The following is an 18088-nucleotide window of genomic DNA, read 5'->3' as shown; positions in this document are numbered from 1 at the left end:
CGAGCTGGGCGTCTCCCGGCTGCCCCAGTAAACGGCGCAACACGCCGGCGCCCCCGGGCGGACGAACCTCCCGGGGGCGCCGTCGTGTGCGGGGGCCGTCAGACGGCCGCCGCCTCCAGCGAGGACTCGGCCGGCTTCTCGCCCTTGCCGGTCCCGCGCAGCGGCACCTCGCGGAGGAACACCGCCGCGGCGATCGCGATCACGGCCACCCCGGCGCCCCACAGGAAGACGGTGTGCATGCCGTTGGACACCGCGTGGTGGTAGGCGTCCTGGATGGCCGGGTCCAGCTTGCGCAGCGCGGCCGGGCTCATCTGGCCCGGGTCCTGCACGCCGCCGCCGGCGGCGGCCTGCTCGCCGAGCCGCTCCTTCATGGTGTCGGTCACCCGGTTGTTGAACAGCGCGCCGAACAGCGCGACACCGAAGGAGCCGCCGATGGTGCGGAACAGGGTGGCGGTGGAGCTGGCCACGCCCATGTCCTTGAGCTCGACGCTGTTCTGCGCGACCAGCATGGTGATCTGCATCAGGAAGCCCATGCCGGCGCCCAGCACGATCATCCAGCAGGCGGAGGTGAAGCTGCTGGTCCCGGTGCCCATGGTGGAGAGCAGGATCAGGCCGGCGGTCATCACGATGGTGCCGATGATCGGGAAGATCCGGTACTTGCCGGTCTTGGTGACGGCCTGGCCGACCACCAGCGATATCACCAGCATGCCGAACATCATCGGCATCAGCAGCAGGCCGGAGTTGGTGGCCGAGGCGCCCTGGACGACCTGCTGGTAGAGCGGCAGGAAGACGGTCGAGCCGAACATCACGAAGCCGACGATGAAGCCGATGATCGAGACCAGGGTGAAGTTCAGGTTGCGGAACAGGCTGAGCGGGAGCATCGGCTCCTCGACCCGCTGCTCCACGTAGCAGAAGGCGATCAGCGAGGCGGCGGCGAGCGCGCCCAGGCCGAGGATCTCCTTGGAGCCCCAGGCGTACTGCTGGCCGCCCCAGGTGGTGATCAGCACCAGCGAGGTGATGCCGGTGGTGAGCAGGACGGCGCCCAGGTAGTCGATCTTGGCGGAGCTGCGGACCTTCGGCAGCTTCAGGGTCACGACGACCACGGCGAGCGCTATCACGCCGAGCGGCAGGTTGATGTAGAAGGTCCAGCGCCAGCTCAGGTGGTCGGTGATGAAGCCGCCGACCAGCGGGCCGCCGACGGTGGCGAGGGCCATCACCGCGGCGAACATGCCCTGGTACTTGCCGCGGTCGCGCGGCGGGACGAGCGCGCCCATGATCGACATGACGCCGACCATCAGACCGCCGGCGCCCAGGCCCTGCACGGCGCGGAAGCCGATCAGCTCGTTCATGTTCTGCGCCAGGCCGGACAGCGCCGAGCCCACCAGGAAGATCACGATCGAGGTGAGGAAGCTGCCCTTGCGGCCGTACATGTCGCCGAGCTTGCCCCAGATCGGGGTGGAGGCGGCGGTGGCCAGGGTGTACGCGGTGACCACCCAGGACAGGTGCTCGGCGCCGCCGAGCTCACCGACGATGGTCGGCATCGCGGTGCCGACGATCAGGTTGTCGAGCATGGCCAGCAGCATGGTGACGACCAGGCCGACCATGACGAGGCGGATCTCGCGGGGCGACCGCGGTTGCTCCTCCTCGGCCGTCCTGTCCTCCGGCGCCGGGCCGGTGGTTTTGGGCTGTGACATGAGAGGGGTCTCCCGGAGGGTGGTTCGGACGGAGCGTCGTGCCGTGCGGCGGCTCACTTACTTGTCGCCCGGCTAGTTTATCGATCGTCGGCACGGTAGGTTGTTTACTAGCCGGTCGTCAAGCCAGTTTCTCGACCGGCCTTCTGGGCAGGGAGAATGAGTCCGGGGCGGCCGCCGTCCCGGGGTCCGCAGTAGTCACCGACGCAGTCATGAGGCAGGCCATGGGCACTCCGCACAGCCCCCGCAGCGACACCCGGGCTCGCATCATCGAGGTGTCGCTGGAGCTCTTCTCCGAGCAGGGCTACGAGCAGACCTCACTGCGCGAGATCGCCGACCGCCTGGGCGTCACCAAGGCCGCGCTCTACTACCACTTCAAGACCAAGGACGACATCGTCCTGGGCATCGTCGAGCGGATGGCCGCGCCGATCGACGAGACCGTCGCGTGGGGCCGCCAGCAGGTCTGGAGCCCGGAGGTGCGCGACGAGCTGATCCGCCGCTTCGCGGACGGGATGGCCGAGCGGGCCCCGCTGCTGCGCTTCTTCCACGAGAACCAGCCCGCGCTGCGCGAGTCCCCGGCCGGGCTGGCCTTCAGGGATCGCATGATCACCATGATGCAGCTGGTGCACGGGCCGGACGCGGACTTCCACGACCGGCTGCGTGCCGCGATGGCGCTGTTCACCGTCCATTCGTCGCTGTTCCTGGTCAAGCAGGACAACGCGGACTGCGGTCACGCCCCGAACGTGTGGGGCGAGCGGCTGCCCCCCGCCGACCTGGACGAGGCGATCGGCGCGGCCCGGGACATCGCGCTGGAGATCGGCGCCCGGATCAGCCACCCCGCGCCCGGCGCCGGCTGAGGGCCGCGGGGCGGCTCAGAAGTTCGTGACGCCGTGCCCCGCGAGGTAGGCGATCGGGTTGACCACCGCGCCGTAGCGGTTGCTGGTGCGGATCTCGAAGTGCAGGTGCGGCCCGGTCGAGTTGCCGGTGCTCCCGGACATGCCGATCCGCTCGCCCGCGGACACCCGCTCGCCCGCCGAGACGGCGACCGAGGACATGTGGGCGTACTGCGCGAAGTGTCCGTCCGCCAGTCGCAGCACGACCTCCTTGCCGTACGCGCCGTCCCAGCCGGCCGACACCACGGTCGCGTCGCCGACCGCCAGCAGCGGCGTGCCCGGGGCGACCGCGAAGTCCACCCCGGTGTGGTACCCGGCCGCGTAGCTGCGGTTGGGCTTCCCGTACGGGTTGCTGGTCGGTGCGTTCGGCACCGGCGCCGACCATCCGGGAGCCGGGGCCGGCCCGGGATCGGGCGCGGGTCCGGGCTCGGGAGCCGGCTCGGCGGCGGCTTCCGGTTCCGGTGCCGGTTCCGGAGCCGGCGGGTCGAACGGCAGCAGGTTGGCCGCCACGGCCACGGACTGCTGCGCGGAGTCGCCGCCGTCGGGCAGCTTGTAGGCGCTGGGTCCGGCCACCTGGACCAGCCCCGCGCTCGGCACGTCCACCTTCGGCACGGTGAAGGCCGAGCTGCCCGGGGTGGTGGGCAGCACGGTCTGCGCCGAGGCCGAGCCCGGGGTGGCGACCAGCAGCACGCCGGCGAGCAGCACGGCGGCCGCTCCGGCCGAGACCAGCGCGTGGTCGTGCTCGGCCCGCTGCCGGCTGCCGGGCAGCGTGGTGTGCCGGGGCGATCCGAGCGTGCGCAGCGGCGCGGCGTGGGTACGGACGGCGTGGCCGAGCCGGGGCTGCCAGGCCGCGGCCCGGGCCGCCGTCCGGGCGGCGAGTGTGTGCAGCGGCACGGCATGGGTACGGACGGCGTGGTCGAGCCGGGGCTGCCAGGCCGCGGCCCGGGCCGCCGCACGGGCGGCGAGCCGGCGCAGGGCCGGCGCCAAGGGCGGGACGTTGGACATCGCTTGCCGTACCTCACGGGTCGTACGAGGGCAGCACGAAGGGCCCGTTCGGGCGCGTGCTGAGCGGGGGACCACTCAGGTGTAACGGTCACCGAGCGGAGTCCCAAACGGGGTGACGTACTACGGCGTGTAGTCGGCGTGGCGCCGGAGATTCAAACCGATGGAGTACCGATCATGAGATCCGATCGTCCAGGTCCGCTCCGGCGCGCCCGCCGGTTCCCCCGGGCGCGCTACTACCGCCGGTCGTACCGGGCCGCGGACCTGTGACCAGCGCCACGCGCGGCCCGGGTTTGGCGGGCTCGAACCGCTTTCGTGCGGACCGCTGACCGGTCCGGCCCGCTGCGGCACCATCGAGCCATGTATGGCAACAGGAGCGAAGACCCCGACGCCAGTGACCGCCCGAGCCTGCCGGACCGCCGCTTCGCCGCCCTGCGCGGCTGCGAGCGGCTGCTGTCCGGCGTCCGGCCGCAGAGCATCCGCGAACGCCTCGCCGACCTGGCCGGCCCGCTCCCGGACGCCGGCCCCGGGCCGGACACCGCTCCCGGGTCGGACGCCGCCGCCGGGCCGCACGCCGTCCCCGACCTGGACGGCCGCCCGGACCAGTACGGCGACGGCGTGGTCCGGACCCTGGAGCACCGGGTCGCCGAGCTGCTCGGCACCGAGGACGCGGCCTTCTTCCCGACCGGCACCATGGCCCAGCAGATCGCCCTGCGGATCCACGCCGAGGCGGCCGGCCCGCGCACCGTGGTCACCCACCCGCTGGCCCACACCGACCGGCACGAGCGGCACGCGCTCGGCGTCCTGTCCGGCCTGCGCAGCCTCTGGCCGACGACCGGGCCGCGCCAGCCCACCGCCGAGGAGCTGCGCGCCCTGGACGAGCCGTACGCCGCGCTCAGCCTGGAGCTGCCGCTGCGCGACGCCGGGTTCGTGCTGCCGGACTGGGCGGAGCTGGTGGAGTTGGCAGCGGTGGTGCGGGAGGAGCACGGTGCGGCGCTGCACCTGGACGGCGCCCGGATCTGGGAGTCCGCGGTCGCCCTCGGCCGGCCGCTGCCGGAGGTCGTCGCCCTGGCCGACTCGGTCTACGTCTCCTTCTACAAGACGCTCGGCGGGATCAGCGGCGCCGCGCTGGCGGGTCCGGGCGGCTTCGTCCGCACCGCCCGGGCCTGGCGGCACCGCTACGGCGGGCAGCTCTACCAGCAGTGGCCGTTCGCGCTGGCCGCGCTGACCGGACTGGAGCGCGAACTGCCGCGGCTGCCCGGGTACGTGGCGCACGCCCGGACGGTCGCTGCGGCGCTGGCCCGGGCGTTCGCCGCCGTCCCCGGCGCCCGGGTGCATCCGGCCCCGCCGCACACCCACCAGTTCCAGCTCTGGCTGCCGTACCCGGTCGGCGAGTTGGAGGAGGCCGGACTGGGGCTGGCCGAGGACACCGGGATCGGGCTGTTCGGCGCCTGGCGCGCGGGCGGGCCGCCCGGGCTGTCGATGACCGAGGTCACGGCCGCGGCGCCCGCCCTCGACTGGACCGCCGCCGACGTCACGGTGGCGGCCGCCGCCTTCCTGGACCGGCTGGCGGCCGGCCGGGCCTGACAAAGCGTCCGGCCCGCCCCCGCGCGCTGCGGGGACGGGCCGGACGTGGAGTTGTCAGAGCTGCCTGGTCACAGGCCGATCGCTACCCGGGGGGTGACGATCAGTTGTCGACCGGGCGGACCCGGATCCAGGTCTCCAGGTAGTTCGAGGACTCGTTCTCGACCTCGATGCTGGTGCCCGTCTTCGGGACGTCGACACCGGCGTACTGGTTGTCCTTGCTCCACCACGACTTCAGGTCGTTGAACTCGTCGACGCCCTTGGCCTTCGGGATGACGGTCTCGACGCCGGCCTTGTGCAGGGTCAGCGGGGAGACGCGACGGGAACCGAAGGTGGAGTCGAAGCCCTGGACGCGCGGCTTCATCAGGGCGCCGTCGGACCACTTCAGCGGGGCCGGGTGCGAGTCGACCGGCAGGACCAGGCCGTGGCCCGGGTGGGCGCTGACGTTGTTGTCGGTCTGCGACTCGTCCCAGAACCAGATCAGCAGGCCGGGCTGGTACGAGTAGTGCTCGACCCAGCCCGGCTTGTCGGCGAAGCCGAAGTTGTACGGGCCGGTCTTCAGGGTCTGGTCGAAGGACACGTACTGCCGGTTCTCCGCGATGTAGTACTGCGCGTAGTCCTTGGTGTACGAGCCGCTGAAGCGGGAGAACCCGTCGGCCACCCAGCCGTTGTCACCGTTCTCGACGTCGTCGCTGAACACGGTGGCGCCGTCGGCGACGACCGCGACGTTGTCCAGGGTCAGGCCGCGGAAGTGCAGGCCGCCGTCGCTGGTGTGGCGGTAGCGGAACTTGATCTTCTGGCCCGCGAAGGCGTCCAGGTTGAACGACAGGTCGCCCCAGGCGGCCACCTGGCCGCTGAGGGCCGGACGGCCGTTCTCGCGCGGCAGGGCGGTGCCGTTCCAGGTGCCGTCCACGACGGTCCAGTTCTTGCCGCCGTCGGTGGAGACCTCGCCGAACGCGTAGTCGAAGTCCTGCTCCAGCTCGTACCAGGCCTTGGCGTTGATGCTGGCCTTGGCCTTGCCGGTCAGGTCGATGTCGCGGGTGAGCGTGACGTTCAGGTTGTCGGCGCTGCCGCTCCACCACTCACCGGTGCCGCCGAACGGCTTGTTGATGTCGGTGGTGATGCTCTTCTTCGGCAGGTCGACGATCAGACCCTGCGGCAGGTTGCTGTTGTACTCCGCCGGGCCGATGTGGTGGGTCGACTCGGTGCCGGCCTTGGCGCGGTCCGCCTTCAGCCAGCCGAGCTGGTACTTGCTCCAGCCGTCGAGGTCGTTCGGCATGTCGCCGATGCTGTTCTTGCCCTCGCCGAGCCAGGAACCGGAGGACATCAGCGACCAGAAGCCGACCGAGTTGTCGATGCCCTTGCCGGCGGTGTCGTAGAGGTCCGGCAGACCGAGGTCGTGGCCGTACTCGTGGGCGAAGACGCCGAGGCCGCCGTTCTCGGGCTGCATCGTGTAGTCGCCGATCCACAGGCCGCTGCTGCCGACCTGGACGCCGCCGAGCTTGTTGCCCTCGGGACCGGCCGAGCCCTGCAGGTTGCCGTAGACGTACGAGCGGTGCGCCCACAGGGCCTTGGTGCCCTGCTTGCCGCCACCGGCCGACTTGTCCTCGCCGGCGTGCACGATCTGGAAGTGGTCGATGTACCCGTCGGGCTGGTTGAAGTTCCCGTCGTGGTGCGAACCGTAGCGGTCCCACTGGTCGTACGAGGCCAGGGTCGCCTTGATCTGGGCCTCGGTCTGACCCTTGGCCTGCTGGTCCTTGTACCAGATGTCCACGGCGTCGCGGATCAGGTCCTGGGCGCTGGCGCAGACGTTGGAGCCGCAGTAGTCGGAGCCGTACCGGGCCTCGTTCCACGGCACCCGGACCCAGTCCTGGACCACGCCGTCGACCGAGTAGCGGCCCGAGGACTGCTTCTCGTAGTAGGTCTTCAGCGAGGGCTTGTCCTTGGCGAAGTACAGGTCCTGGTAGTGCTGCTGGTTGTAGTCGGCCTGCCACTGGGTCGAGTTGTTGGTGGCCGGGTCCGGCTTCTCGATCTCGTTGTGCTTGGGGCCGGCCTCGCCGCCGTACTTGACCTTGCCGTCCGGCGTCTTGGTGGTGTTGTCCACCTGGTCACCGAAGTCGACCAGGATGGTGAAGATCTTGTCCGTGCGCTCGCGGGCGAGCTCCACGTACTTGTCCTTGCCGAGCTTCACGCTGGTGCTGCCGTTGTGCTGCTCGACCTCGGCGGTGCCGTTGAGCAGCTTCTCGGTGGCGGCCTTCTGCTCCGCCTCCACCTTCGCGGTCAGCGGGCCCGGAAGGTTGTGCTCGGTGTTCTGGACGGCTTCGGCCGGGTCCCGCGGGACCGGGGCCGAGCCGGCGGCGACGGCGGTGCCCGGGAACAGGCCCGCGCCGAGCGTGACTATGACCGCTGCGGCCGTGGCAGCCGCAGCGGTTCTCCTGGTGCTCTTCAACGTTGTGACGTCCTCCCCGACCGGGGCCCAGCTCTTGGCCAAAGCCCGGCAAACCAAAATGAAAGACAGGTGGACGTCATTTGATACAAGCGTGCACAGAAAAGATAGACCTTGACCGTGACATGGTCACGGCGCTATCCTCCGCGACTCCCTATCACCTGACCGTCTGTCAACCGTATGTTGGTTAAAGCTCGCTGAGAAACCGAGCGCACCCGTACCAGCCCATGCGGAAGCCGCCGTCCCGGTCCGTACCGGTGCCGACCGCGGAGGGGCCGGAACGCACCGAGCCCCCGGCGCGAACGCCGGGGGCTCGGTGGCTGTGAAGTTGTCTGTTAAAAGTTGGGTTACTTCGTCAGGTCCGGACCGGACGAGGCGACCGCGGCCGGGGTGTCCGCGACGGCCGACTTCTCCTCGCCGCGGAAGGTGAACTTGGCCTCCTTGCCCTCACCGTCGACGTCGACGACGACGATGTGGCCGGCCCGCAGCTCACCGAAGAGGATCTTCTCGGAGAGGTGGTCCTCGATCTCGCGCTGGATGGTGCGGCGCAGCGGACGGGCACCCAGGATCGGGTCGTAGCCGCGCTTGGCCAGCAGCTTCTTGGCCTCGACGCTGAGCTCCAGGCCCATGTCCTTGTCCTTGAGCCGCTCGTCCACCTTGTCGATCATGAGGTCGACGATCTGGATGATGTCGTCCTCGGACAGCTGGTGGAACACCACGATGTCGTCGACGCGGTTCAGGAACTCGGGGCGGAAGTGCTGCTTGAGCTCCTCGCCGACCTTCGCCTTCATCCGCTCGTACCCGGTCTGGGTGTCACCCGTGGCCGCGAAGCCCAGGTTGAAGCCCTTGGAGATGTCCCGGGTGCCGAGGTTGGTCGTCATGATGATGACGGTGTTCTTGAAGTCGACCACGCGGCCCTGGGAGTCGGTCAGGCGACCGTCCTCCAGGATCTGCAGCAGCGAGTTGAAGATGTCCGGGTGGGCCTTCTCGACCTCGTCGAAGAGGACGACGGAGAACGGCTTGCGGCGGACCTTCTCGGTCAGCTGGCCGCCCTCCTCGTAGCCCACGTAGCCGGGCGGGGAGCCGAACAGCCGGGAGACGGTGTGCTTCTCGGAGAACTCGGACATGTCGAGCGCGATCAGCGCGTCCTCGTCACCGAAGAGGAACTCCGCCAGCGTCTTGGACAGCTCGGTCTTACCGACGCCGGACGGGCCGGCGAAGATGAACGAACCGCCGGGGCGCTTCGGGTCCTTGAGGCCCGCACGGGTACGCCGGATGGCCTGGGAGAGCGCCTTGATGGCGTCCTTCTGGCCGATGACGCGCTTGTGCAGCTCGTCCTCCATGCGCAGCAGGCGGGACGTCTCCTCCTCGGTCAGCTTGAAGACCGGGATGCCGGTGGCGGTGGCCAGGACCTCGGCGATGAGCTCCTCGTTGACCTCCGCGACGACGTCCATGTCGCCGGCCTTCCACTCCTTCTCGCGCTTGGCCTTGGCCTGCAGGAGCTGCTTCTCGTCGTCGCGCAGGGACGCGGCCTTCTCGAAGTCCTGCGCGTCGATCGCGCTCTCCTTCTCGCGGCGCACGTCGGCGATCTTCTCGTCGAACTCGCGCAGGTCCGGCGGCGCGGTCATCCGGCGGATGCGCATCCGGGAGCCGGCCTCGTCGATCAGGTCGATCGCCTTGTCCGGCAGGAAGCGGTCCGAGATGTACCGGTCGGCCAGGGTGGCGGCGGCGACCAGGGCGGCGTCCGTGATGGAGACCCGGTGGTGGGCCTCGTAGCGGTCGCGCAGACCCTTGAGGATCTCGATGGTGTGCGGCAGCGAGGGCTCGGCGACCTGGATCGGCTGGAAGCGGCGCTCCAGTGCGGCGTCCTTCTCCAGGTGCTTGCGGTACTCGTCCAGGGTGGTGGCACCGATGGTCTGCAGCTCGCCGCGGGCCAGCATCGGCTTGAGGATGCTGGCGGCGTCGATGGCGCCCTCGGCGGCGCCCGCGCCGACCAGGGTGTGCAGCTCGTCGATGAACAGGATGATGTCGCCGCGGGTGCGGATCTCCTTGAGCACCTTCTTCAGGCGCTCCTCGAAGTCACCGCGGTAGCGCGAGCCGGCCACCAGGGCGCCCAGGTCCAGCGTGTAGAGCTGCTTGTCCTTGAGCGTCTCCGGGACCTCGCCCTTGACGATCGCCTGGGCCAGGCCCTCGACCACGGCGGTCTTGCCGACGCCGGGCTCACCGATCAGCACCGGGTTGTTCTTGGTGCGGCGGGACAGCACCTGCATGACCCGCTCGATCTCCTTCTCGCGCCCGATGACCGGGTCGAGCTTGGCCTCGCGGGCGGCCTGGGTGAGGTTGCGGCCGAACTGGTCCAGGACCAGGGAGGTCGACGGGGTGCCCTCGGCGGGCCCGCCGGCCGTGGCCGACTCCTTGCCGCCGCCGGTCTGGTAGCCGGAGAGCAGCTGGATGACCTGCTGGCGCACCCGGTTGAGGTCGGCGCCCAGCTTCACCAGGACCTGGGCGGCGACGCCCTCGCCCTCGCGGATCAGGCCGAGCAGGATGTGCTCGGTGCCGATGTAGTTGTGGCCGAGCTGAAGGGCCTCGCGGAGCGACAGCTCCAGCACCTTCTTCGCCCGGGGGGTGAAGGGAATGTGACCGGACGGGGCCTGCTGGCCCTGGCCGATGATCTCCTCGACCTGCTGGCGAACGGCCTCAAGAGAAATCCCGAGGCTCTCCAGGGCCTTGGCGGCGACGCCCTCGCCCTCGTGGATCAGACCCAGGAGGATGTGCTCGGTGCCGATGTAGTTGTGGTTGAGCATCCGGGCTTCTTCCTGAGCCAGGACGACAACCCGCCGCGCGCGGTCGGTGAACCTCTCGAACATCGTTTATCGCTCCTCAGAGCGGTCGGGCAGTTCGGGGTCCGTCCCCGCCCTGTCCTTCCGCATGCTAGTCCCGCTCAGCGGCGCGGCCCACGGATTCACTCCCCGGTAGAGGAGCGAGATGCTGCGCGACCAGCCGACACCAATCCCAACCTGATGCTGGGAAACGGTGTTCCCGCAGGCGGGCCGGATGCACCGGATTCCGCTACGCCATCGGCGAACACGCGCCGCCGGGGCGCGGCCGGAACCGTCAGGCCGGTCGCACATACTGCCCCTGGACGGGCCGAAGAACCCGTCCACCTGCATTCATACCCGGTATCGGGGCGGTTCTCGCGCAGTTTCCGCGGTGGCGGTGTTCGCCTGGCGAGAAGTCGGGCCGTGGTGACGGCGGTTCAACGGCGGCCGGGGCCGGGTACGCCGTCCCGGGTGTCCTCGTTACCGCTTCGCCCTTACAGCGTTGCACAGCCCGTGATTGTTCCGCCGCCCGAGCCCGTGCCCCGCAGGCCCCCGGTGCGGCGGCCCCGCGGGCACGCGCCGCGGGGCGCGGAGGAGACTCCTCCGCGCCCCGTGCGTGTGATGGCGGCGCCGCCTCCGGCCGCCGGGGCCCCGCACCCGCTCCGGCGGGCCTGCGGTGCCGGGATCAGGACGCGTTGGCCTTCTCGTAGGCCTCGCGGACGTTGCTCGGAACGCGGCCGCGATCGTTGACCTCCAGGCCCTGCTCCTTGGCCCACGCGCGGATCTTGGCGGTGTCCGGGGCACCGCCGCCGGACGGCCGCGCCGCGGCGCTGCGGCCCGGACGACGGGCACCGGCGAGCCGGCCGCTCTGCTTGCGGCCCTTCTCCACGTACGGCGCCAGCAGACCGCGCAGCTTGTCCGCGTTGGCGCTCTTCAGGTCGATCTCGTAGGCAACGCCGTCGAGCGCGAACGTCACCGTCTCGTCCGCCGAACCGCCGTCGAGATCGTCTTCAAGAATGACCTGCACCCTCTGTGCCACGGGCTTCCCTTTCCGCTAAACGACCCATTGCCTAAGGAAAGGAAAGCGCCTTTCTCCGGAAAACACAAACCCTTGACCCGGGTGGAGCGGCTCAGAGGTGCAGCAGCATGCGCGAGTTGCCCAGTGTGTTGGGCTTCACCCGCTCCAGGTCGAGGAACTCGGCGACGCCTTCATCGTACGAGCGGAGGAGTTCTTCATAGACATCCGTAGCGATCGCCGCCGGGTCTGTCGTACCATCATCGGTTTCCTGGAGCTCGCCGATCTCGACGAAACCGTGTTTCGCGAAGAACGCGACCTCGAACGTCAAGCAGAAAATCCGACGGACGCCCAGCCAGCGTGCCGTCTGCACCAGCTTCTCCAACAGCAGGTGCCCGATCCCGGTGCCCCGGACGACCGGATCCACCGCGAGCGTGCGGACCTCGGCGAGGTCCTCCCACATCACGTGCAGCGCGCCGCAGGCCACCACCACGCCGTTGTCGTCGCGTTCCGCGACCCAGAACTCCTGGACGGATTCGAACAGTGTGACTGTGGGCTTGTCCAGCAGAATGCCGTCGCGCGAGTAGGTGTCGATGAGCCTGCGCACTGCCCGCACGTCCGTGGTCCGCGCCCGGCGGATGGTGACCTCCATGGTCCCGGACGTTATCGCGCCGCTCCCGGTTCCGTCGCACCGGTATCGGGTCCGTCGTCCGCGGAATCCGCCCCGGTCGGATCGGGCGGGAACAGAGCGGCCACCCGCAAGGCGTCCCGGAGCGCTTCGCGTTGCTCGGGGGACATCAGGCCGAAGAAGTGCACCAGGGCCGCCGCCGGATTGTCGCTGGTGGCCCAGGCGTCGTTCATCAGTGCCGCCGTGTACGCCTCACGCGAGGAGACCGGTTCATATCGATAGGCCCGACCGACCCGCTCGCGGCGCAGCCAGCCCTTTCTGTGGAGCTTGTCCAGGACGGTCATCACCGTGGTGTACGCGATTTCGCGTTCCGACCGCAGATCCAGGAGAACCTCGCGAACCGTGACCGGTCGGTTCCACTGCCACACCCGGGTCATGATGGCGTTCTCAAGTTCGCCGAGTTGCCGGACCATAGTGCGGCCAGGATAGGGAGTGAATGGGGCAAATCTTGTGAAGTACGCCAAACCGGCGCGCCGCCACCCCCGGGAATCGGGAATGGCGGCGCGCCGGTCGTTCGGGGCGGCTGACGGCGTCGGTCGCGGGTTCCGCCCGCCGGTCCTCACGGGGCCTGTCGGCCCGCGCGGGATCAGTCGACGTCTTCCTTGGCCCGCTGGGCCCCGCCCTGGCTGCGGACGATGGCCCGCACCAGGAATCCGAAGCCGATCGCCATGACCAGCGGCGGCACGATCGCGCTGACGTAGTCCATCAGGTCACTCCTCCTCGGTCTTCTCCGCCGTCGCGGCGGAAGCCTTCGGCTCCGGCTTCACCAGCGGGAAGAGCACCGTCTCCCGGATGTTCTTGCCGGTCAGCAGCATGATCAGGCGGTCCACGCCGAGGCCGAGGCCACCGGTCGGGGGCATCGCGTACTCCAGGGCGCGCAGGAAGTCCTCGTCCACCTGCATCGCCTCGACGTCGCCGCCGGCCGCCAGCAGCGACTGGGCGGTGAGGCGGGCGCGCTGCTCGACCGGGTCGACCAGCTCGGAGTAGGCGGTGCCGATCTCGGTCCCGAAGATCACCAGGTCCCACTTCTCGGCCACGCCGGGCTGCGAGCGGTGCTGGCGGGTCAGCGGGGAGACCTCGGTCGGGTAGTCCTTGATGAAGGTCGGCCGGACGGCGTTCTCCTCCAGCAGGCGCTCGACCATCTCCAGCACGATCTGGCCGTGGCCCCAGTCCTTCTCGAACGGGATGCCATGCTCGGCGGCCAGCTTGCGCAGCTCCTCGACGCCGGTCTCCGGGGTGACCTCCACGCCCAGGTGGGCGGAGATGCCCGGGTAGACCGCGACCTCCTCCCACGGCTCGGCCAGGTCGATCTCGTGCTCGACGCCGTGCGCGTCCACGCCCTTGATGACCGTGGTGCCCAGTGCGTCCCGGGCCGCGTTGACGATCGTCTCGCGGATCAGCTCGGCCTGGGTGTCGTAGTCGCCGTACGCCTCGTACGACTCCAGCGAGGTGAACTCCGGGTTGTGGGTGGAGTCCGCGCCCTCGTTGCGGAAGTTGCGGTTGATCTCGAAGACCTTCTCGGCGCCGCCGACCACCAGCCGCTTGAGGTACAGCTCGGGGGCGATGCGCATGTAGAGGTCGATGTCGTACGCGTTGATGTGCGTCTTGAACGGACGGGCGTTGGCGCCGCCGTGCACCGGCTGCAGCATCGGGGTCTCGACCTCGATGTAGCCGCGGTCCTCGTAGGTGCGGCGGATCGAGCGGACGACCTTGCTGCGCAGGTGCAGGATCTCGCGGGCCTCGGGGTTGACGATCAGGTCCACGTAGCGCTGGCGGACCCGGGCCTCCGGGTCGGTCAGGCCCTTGTGCTTGTCCGGCAGCGGGCGCAGGCACTTGGCGGTGAGCTCCCAGCGGTCCACCATCACGGACAGCTCGCCGCGCTTGGAGGTGATCACCTCGCCCTCGACGCCGACCTGGTCGCCGAGGTCGATGTCGGTCTTCCAGGCCGCCAGCCGCTCGGCGCCCAGCTTGTCCAGCGAGAACATCACCTGGAGGTCGCCGGTGCCGTCCCGCAGGGTGGCGAAGCAGAGCTTGCCGCCGGTGCGGGAGAGGATCACGCGGCCGGTGACACCGGCCCGTTCGCCGGTCGCGGTGTCCGGCTCCAGGTCCGGGTGCTTGGCACGCAGGTCCGCGATGGTGGTGGTGCGGGGGAATCCGACCGGGTACGGGTCGACGCCGGCCGCCCGGAGCCGGTCCAGCTTCTCGCGCCGGACGCGCATCTGCTCGGGAAGGTCGTCGGTCGCGGGAACAAGGCTCTGATCGCTCACCCCACAAGGGTAGCCAGCCACACACGGTGCTCCGCGCCGGGATTCCCGCGGGGGAGGCCGTGACGGCGGCCTCCCCCGGGGAACGGACCGGTCGGGTCAGCCGTTTCGGCGGGCCCGGAGCCGGCGGGCGGTGACCAGACCGGCGGCGCCGAGCACCACGGCGGCGGCGCTCGTCGCGGCCAGCGGCAGGGCGGCGGAGCTGCCGGTGGCGGCCAGCGGGCCGCCGGAGGTCCGGACGCTCCCGGAGCCACCGGTGCCGGTGCCGCCGGTGCCCGTGCCGGTCTCCCGGACGGGGCTCGCGGAGTCCTTGTCGCTGAGGCCGGCCGGGACGACCGCGGTGGTCGGCGCGGGGGAGGGGTCGGTGACGGGCGCGGTGGTGGGCGTCCCGGTCGGGGTCGGGGCGGGGGTGCCGCCGGTGCCGGGGGTGGTGGCCGGGGCGGCCCGCAGGGAGACCTTCAGCAGGTCGTTGGCGGGGTTGCGGTCCCAGCTCATGACGGCGCTGGGGTGGCCCGGCTCGTAGTCGCTCGCCATGTTCTGCAGCGAGACCGTCGCGGTGAGCTCGTCGGTGCCCGCGGGGACCGAGAGGGTCAGCTTGTGGGAGTTGGTGGCGCCGGCCGGGATGAAGAACCCGCCCAGCCCCTCGCAGTTGAACTTGTTGAGCGGCTTGTCGGACTTCTGGCCGAGGACGTAGTCGTTCGGTCGGCAGGTCGACGGCAGGCCGGTGACGGTGACCCCCTCCGGGAACTGCACCTGGAGTTCGGGCGCGCTCTCGCCGCCGCTGCGGTCCATGATCGAGGCCGGGCCGCCGCTGACGGCGCCGAGGGTGAAGGTGCCGGTGGTGCCGGAGGCGTCCGGTGCCCAGGAGCCGTTCACCGCGAAGTCGGCGCCGTTGTCGGCGAGGACCTCCTGCTCGGTGGAGTAGGCGTTCATGTCGAGGCCGTCCGGGATCCCCTCGCCGGAGGTCGGCACCAGCACGGCGGGAGCGCCGGTGCCGCGCTGGAACGACATCCGCCGGCGCAGGTCCGCGGCGCTGCTGCCGCTCGCTCCCTCGGCGGGGAAGACGGCGTAGTCGGCGAAGGCGTAGCGGGCGTCCGCGCCCACGGTGAGGTCGAGGCCGTTCAGCTTGACGGCCTGGCCGGGGGCGATCTCGCCGTCGATGGTGCAGATGCCGTGCACGGTGGGCATCGGGGAACCGAAGCCGTGGCCCGCCCAGTCGCCCTTGTCCTTCGCGTACTCGCAGTTGGAGGGCCAGGTGGCCACGTCGAGGCCCGGGGTCAGGTAGACCTCGACGACCGCCCGCCGGGCCGCGACCTCGCCGTGGTTGGCGAAGGCGAGAGTCGACGGGAGCGTGCTGCCGACCTTGACGTCACGCTGCTCCGAGGGCTCCTTGGTGCGGAAGCCGGCACCGCCGATCTCCACCGGGATGTCGGCCTCGGCGGTCTCGGCGCCGGGGGCGCTGAGGGTGGCGTGGACGGTGCCGGTGGAGCCGGGGCGGACGCCCGCGACGGCGCTCAGCCACGGGTGGCTGGTGATGTTGATGTTCTCCAGGTCGAGGCGCCAGATGTCGCAGGTGATCACCTTGCCCGCGGTGGCGCAGCCCGGGACGTTGAGCGTGGCGAGCCCGTCGATGCCGGTGGTGTCGAACGCGAGTTTGGCGCCGGTCACGACGTCGGTGCCGGTCCGGCCGATCCGCAGGTGGATGTTCTCGCCGAACTGGGGCTGAGGGGCCGGCTGGGTCGAGATCTGGATCGTGCCGGTCGGGAAGATCCGGAGCTGGGTGCCTGCGGCGTGCGCCGGGACGGTCGCGGTGCCGGCGGCCAGGGCGGCCACGATCGTGGCCGTGCCCGCGCCGAGGATCCGGCGCGTGCGAGTCGAAAGCATGTGAATCCCCCGCGGTTGGAGTGGTGAGGCTCCGCACCCTAGGGATTGTTGAACGGTCGTCAACCCGGTTGATCAGTGGCCAATTCGCCCAGGACGGGATCGAACGGCCTGGTCATCGGGGTGAAGGTTATGAAGACGTGATCGACGGCGGCCGGCGGGATCGCGGCATTGTCGACACATGGACCGGCCTGCGGGCGATGGGCCGGCGTGCCGACGGAGGGCCGGCGCACGAACGGAGGGGAGACCGCGGTGGCGGTCTCCCCTCCGTTCGGCGGATGGGCCGGTTCAGCCGGTGCCGGTGGCGAGTTCGACGTCCTCGGTCTCCTCGGGGGACAGGTCGGCGGGCGGGGCGGGCCGGGCCGGGGGCTTGGGGCGGCGGCCGAACAACTCGGCGGGGGTGGGCATCCGGTGCGGACGGGGCGGGGTCTTCGCGGCGGCGGGCTGCTCCGGGCGGGACTCGGTGCTGCTCATGGTGGTCCGTCCTCCTACGGGGGTGGGGTGACTGTGCGGCGGTGCGGCGGGGCTCGGTACGGCCACCAGGTGGCGGGGCTGCCCGGTGTGGAGGGCGAGCCGTTCGCGGACGGCGGCCTCGGCCAGCGCGTGGCAGCGCCCGGCCAGCCGGGAGCGGCGGGCCCGCTCGCCCTGGCCGCAGGGCTGGCGGCTCAGCCCGCGCAGCGCGGTGAGGTCCTCGGGTCCGGGCAGGTACCCGTCGGACACCGCGTCCTCCAGCCGCTCCAGGTAGCCGGGGGCGCTGCCGGGCAGGGCGGAGCGGTAGCGTCCGAGGTCGGCGAGCAGGAAGGCGCGCAGTCGGCCGCCCTCCTGGACGGCCTCGTCGATCGCCTCGGTCAGGCGCAGGGCGTCCTGGACGTCCTCCGCCCAGAGTTCGGCGCCCGGCCCGGGGAGGGCCGGCCGGTCGGGCCGGAGGTGGACGGGGACGGCGGGGTGCAGGGCTTGGGCGAGGGCTCGGCGCAACACGCGGACTTCGTCGGCGCTGAAGGCCATACCGCCGCGCGATCCGTGTGGCGTAGGCATGGGCTGACACTACGTGAGGAATATCCGATTTGTCGGTAACGTCGCGCCGAACCACCCATGTTCGGCCTGGTGAAAAAACCTTTCGCCGCCACCTGTAACGCCATCCGGGGGCCAGCTGGTCATCCAGATGTCAGGGGAGAACGAGCGAGGGGGCCGGGCAGGATGCAACCGGACGGTCAGGGGAAGGCGTCCCGGAGCGGGCGGCGGGACGAGGACTTCCAGGCCTTCGCGGCCGCCCGCGCCAGACCGCTCTACAGGTCGGCCTGCCTGCTCGCCGGCGGGGACACCCACCTCGCCGAGGACCTGGTGCAGGAGGCGTTCGGGCGGATCTACGTCCAGTGGCACCGCACCTTCCCGTTCGGAGCCAAGCGCCGGATCGACAATCCGGCCGGGTACGCGCACACCGTGCTGGTGCGGGTCTTCCTCTCGCACCGCGGCCGCCGCTCCAGCGGCGAGCGGCCGGTCGACGCGGTGCCGGACGGCGAGGCCCCGCAGGGCGACCCGGAACTGCGGCTGGCCCTGGTGGACGCGCTCGGCCGGCTCGCGCCGCGCGACCGCGCGGTGCTGGTCCTGCGCTACTGGGAGGACCGCAGCGTCGAGGAGACCGCGGCGATCCTCCAGCTCACCCCGGGGGCGGTCAGGACCCAGTCCTTCCGCGCGCTCGGCCGGATCCGCACGTTGCTCGGCGGCAGCCTCGACGAGCTGGCCGAGCGCTGAGCCGGCCGGCACGGCACGGCGACGTCTCCGCACTACTCACGTCAACTCGATTG

General features: G+C 70.8%; 13 protein-coding genes. 3 read left to right on the top strand and 10 right to left on the bottom strand.

What is annotated here, in order from left to right; genetic code table 11:
* Positions 1–98: 98 nt before the first annotated feature.
* The gene (locus ACFWJ4_RS11795; RefSeq protein WP_380542238.1) at positions 99–1694 is read right to left on the bottom strand and encodes an MDR family MFS transporter; all 1596 of its coding nucleotides are present in this window, start codon (positions 1692–1694) and stop codon (positions 99–101) included.
* Positions 1695–1915: 221 nt separating this feature from the next.
* Here ACFWJ4_RS11795 and ACFWJ4_RS11790 point away from each other — a divergent pair, with 221 nt between their 5' ends.
* A complete protein-coding gene (locus ACFWJ4_RS11790; protein ID WP_380542235.1) occupies positions 1916–2548 on the top strand; it encodes a TetR/AcrR family transcriptional regulator in 633 nt (210 codons plus the stop codon).
* A gap of 15 nt (positions 2549–2563) precedes the next feature.
* On the opposite strand, the gene ACFWJ4_RS11785 is transcribed toward ACFWJ4_RS11790, so the two are convergent.
* Positions 2564–3589 (bottom strand): M23 family metallopeptidase, encoded by a 1026-nt coding sequence (locus ACFWJ4_RS11785; RefSeq protein ID WP_380542230.1) that lies wholly within the window; start codon positions 3587–3589, stop codon positions 2564–2566.
* A gap of 357 nt (positions 3590–3946) precedes the next feature.
* On the opposite strand from ACFWJ4_RS11785, the gene ACFWJ4_RS11780 reads away from it, so the two are divergent.
* Positions 3947–5173: a threonine aldolase family protein gene (locus ACFWJ4_RS11780; RefSeq protein WP_380542227.1), complete on the top strand. Its 1227-nt coding sequence runs from the start codon at positions 3947–3949 to the stop codon at positions 5171–5173.
* A gap of 100 nt (positions 5174–5273) precedes the next feature.
* Here ACFWJ4_RS11780 and ACFWJ4_RS11775 read toward each other — a convergent pair whose 3' ends face one another.
* The 8 genes from ACFWJ4_RS11775 to ACFWJ4_RS11740 all read right to left on the bottom strand — a co-directional run bounded on the left by ACFWJ4_RS11775 (position 5274) and on the right by ACFWJ4_RS11740 (position 17318).
* Entirely contained in the window at positions 5274–7619 is a 2346-nt protein-coding gene (locus ACFWJ4_RS11775) for an immune inhibitor A domain-containing protein (protein WP_380542224.1), read from the bottom strand.
* A gap of 344 nt (positions 7620–7963) precedes the next feature.
* Positions 7964–10483: an ATP-dependent Clp protease ATP-binding subunit gene (locus tag ACFWJ4_RS11770; RefSeq protein WP_359910468.1), complete on the bottom strand. Its 2520-nt coding sequence runs from the start codon at positions 10481–10483 to the stop codon at positions 7964–7966.
* Between the two features lie 637 nt (positions 10484–11120).
* Complete coding sequence (locus ACFWJ4_RS11765; protein WP_359910471.1) at positions 11121–11474, bottom strand: Lsr2 family protein; 354 nt, start codon at positions 11472–11474, stop codon at positions 11121–11123.
* Between the two features lie 91 nt (positions 11475–11565).
* Positions 11566–12102 (bottom strand): amino-acid N-acetyltransferase, encoded by a 537-nt coding sequence (locus tag ACFWJ4_RS11760; protein ID WP_359910474.1) that lies wholly within the window; start codon positions 12100–12102, stop codon positions 11566–11568.
* Positions 12103–12113: 11 nt separating this feature from the next.
* The gene (locus ACFWJ4_RS11755) at positions 12114–12551 is read right to left on the bottom strand and encodes a BlaI/MecI/CopY family transcriptional regulator (protein ID WP_359910476.1); all 438 of its coding nucleotides are present in this window, start codon (positions 12549–12551) and stop codon (positions 12114–12116) included.
* A 297-nt stretch (positions 12552–12848) separates the two neighbouring features.
* The gene (gene lysX / locus ACFWJ4_RS11750) at positions 12849–14405 is read right to left on the bottom strand and encodes a bifunctional lysylphosphatidylglycerol synthetase/lysine--tRNA ligase LysX (RefSeq protein WP_359910479.1); all 1557 of its coding nucleotides are present in this window, start codon (positions 14403–14405) and stop codon (positions 12849–12851) included.
* A 96-nt stretch (positions 14406–14501) separates the two neighbouring features.
* On the bottom strand, positions 14502–16286 hold the full coding sequence (locus tag ACFWJ4_RS11745; protein WP_380542221.1) for a hypothetical protein: 1785 nt from the start codon (positions 16284–16286) through the stop codon (positions 14502–14504).
* 285 nt (positions 16287–16571) lie between these two features.
* Positions 16572–17318 carry a hypothetical protein gene (locus tag ACFWJ4_RS11740; protein ID WP_380542218.1) on the bottom strand — a complete coding sequence of 249 codons (747 nt, stop codon included), beginning with the start codon at positions 17316–17318 and terminating at the stop codon, positions 16572–16574.
* Positions 17319–17480: 162 nt separating this feature from the next.
* On the opposite strand from ACFWJ4_RS11740, the gene ACFWJ4_RS11735 reads away from it, so the two are divergent.
* Positions 17481–18035, top strand: coding sequence for a SigE family RNA polymerase sigma factor (locus tag ACFWJ4_RS11735; RefSeq protein ID WP_380542215.1), 555 nt, complete (start codon positions 17481–17483; stop codon positions 18033–18035).
* Positions 18036–18088: the final 53 nt, after the last annotated feature.

Source organism: Kitasatospora sp. NPDC127067 (genome assembly GCF_042724755.1).
Taxonomy (GTDB): domain Bacteria; phylum Actinomycetota; class Actinomycetes; order Streptomycetales; family Streptomycetaceae; genus Kitasatospora; species Kitasatospora lactacystinica.
This window is presented reverse-complemented; position numbering and strand designations above follow the sequence as displayed.

Bases quoted from the DNA above. Each gene is read 5' to 3' on its own strand.
- ACFWJ4_RS11785 (WP_380542230.1), bottom strand. From the start codon at position 3,589: ATGTCCAACGTCCCGCCCTTGGCGCCGGCCCTGCGCCGGCTCGCCGCC.
- ACFWJ4_RS11760 (WP_359910474.1), bottom strand. From the start codon at position 12,102: ATGGAGGTCACCATCCGCCGGGCGCGGACCACGGACGTGCGGGCAGTG.
- ACFWJ4_RS11755 (WP_359910476.1), bottom strand. From the start codon at position 12,551: ATGGTCCGGCAACTCGGCGAACTTGAGAACGCCATCATGACCCGGGTG.
- ACFWJ4_RS11780 (WP_380542227.1), top strand. From the start codon at position 3,947: ATGTATGGCAACAGGAGCGAAGACCCCGACGCCAGTGACCGCCCGAGC.
- ACFWJ4_RS11790 (WP_380542235.1), top strand. From the start codon at position 1,916: ATGGGCACTCCGCACAGCCCCCGCAGCGACACCCGGGCTCGCATCATC.
- ACFWJ4_RS11795 (WP_380542238.1), bottom strand. From the start codon at position 1,694: ATGTCACAGCCCAAAACCACCGGCCCGGCGCCGGAGGACAGGACGGCC.
- ACFWJ4_RS11735 (WP_380542215.1), top strand. From the start codon at position 17,481: ATGCAACCGGACGGTCAGGGGAAGGCGTCCCGGAGCGGGCGGCGGGAC.
- ACFWJ4_RS11745 (WP_380542221.1), bottom strand. From the start codon at position 16,286: ATGCTTTCGACTCGCACGCGCCGGATCCTCGGCGCGGGCACGGCCACG.
- ACFWJ4_RS11770 (WP_359910468.1), bottom strand. From the start codon at position 10,483: ATGTTCGAGAGGTTCACCGACCGCGCGCGGCGGGTTGTCGTCCTGGCT.
- ACFWJ4_RS11740 (WP_380542218.1), bottom strand. From the start codon at position 17,318: ATGCCTACGCCACACGGATCGCGCGGCGGTATGGCCTTCAGCGCCGAC.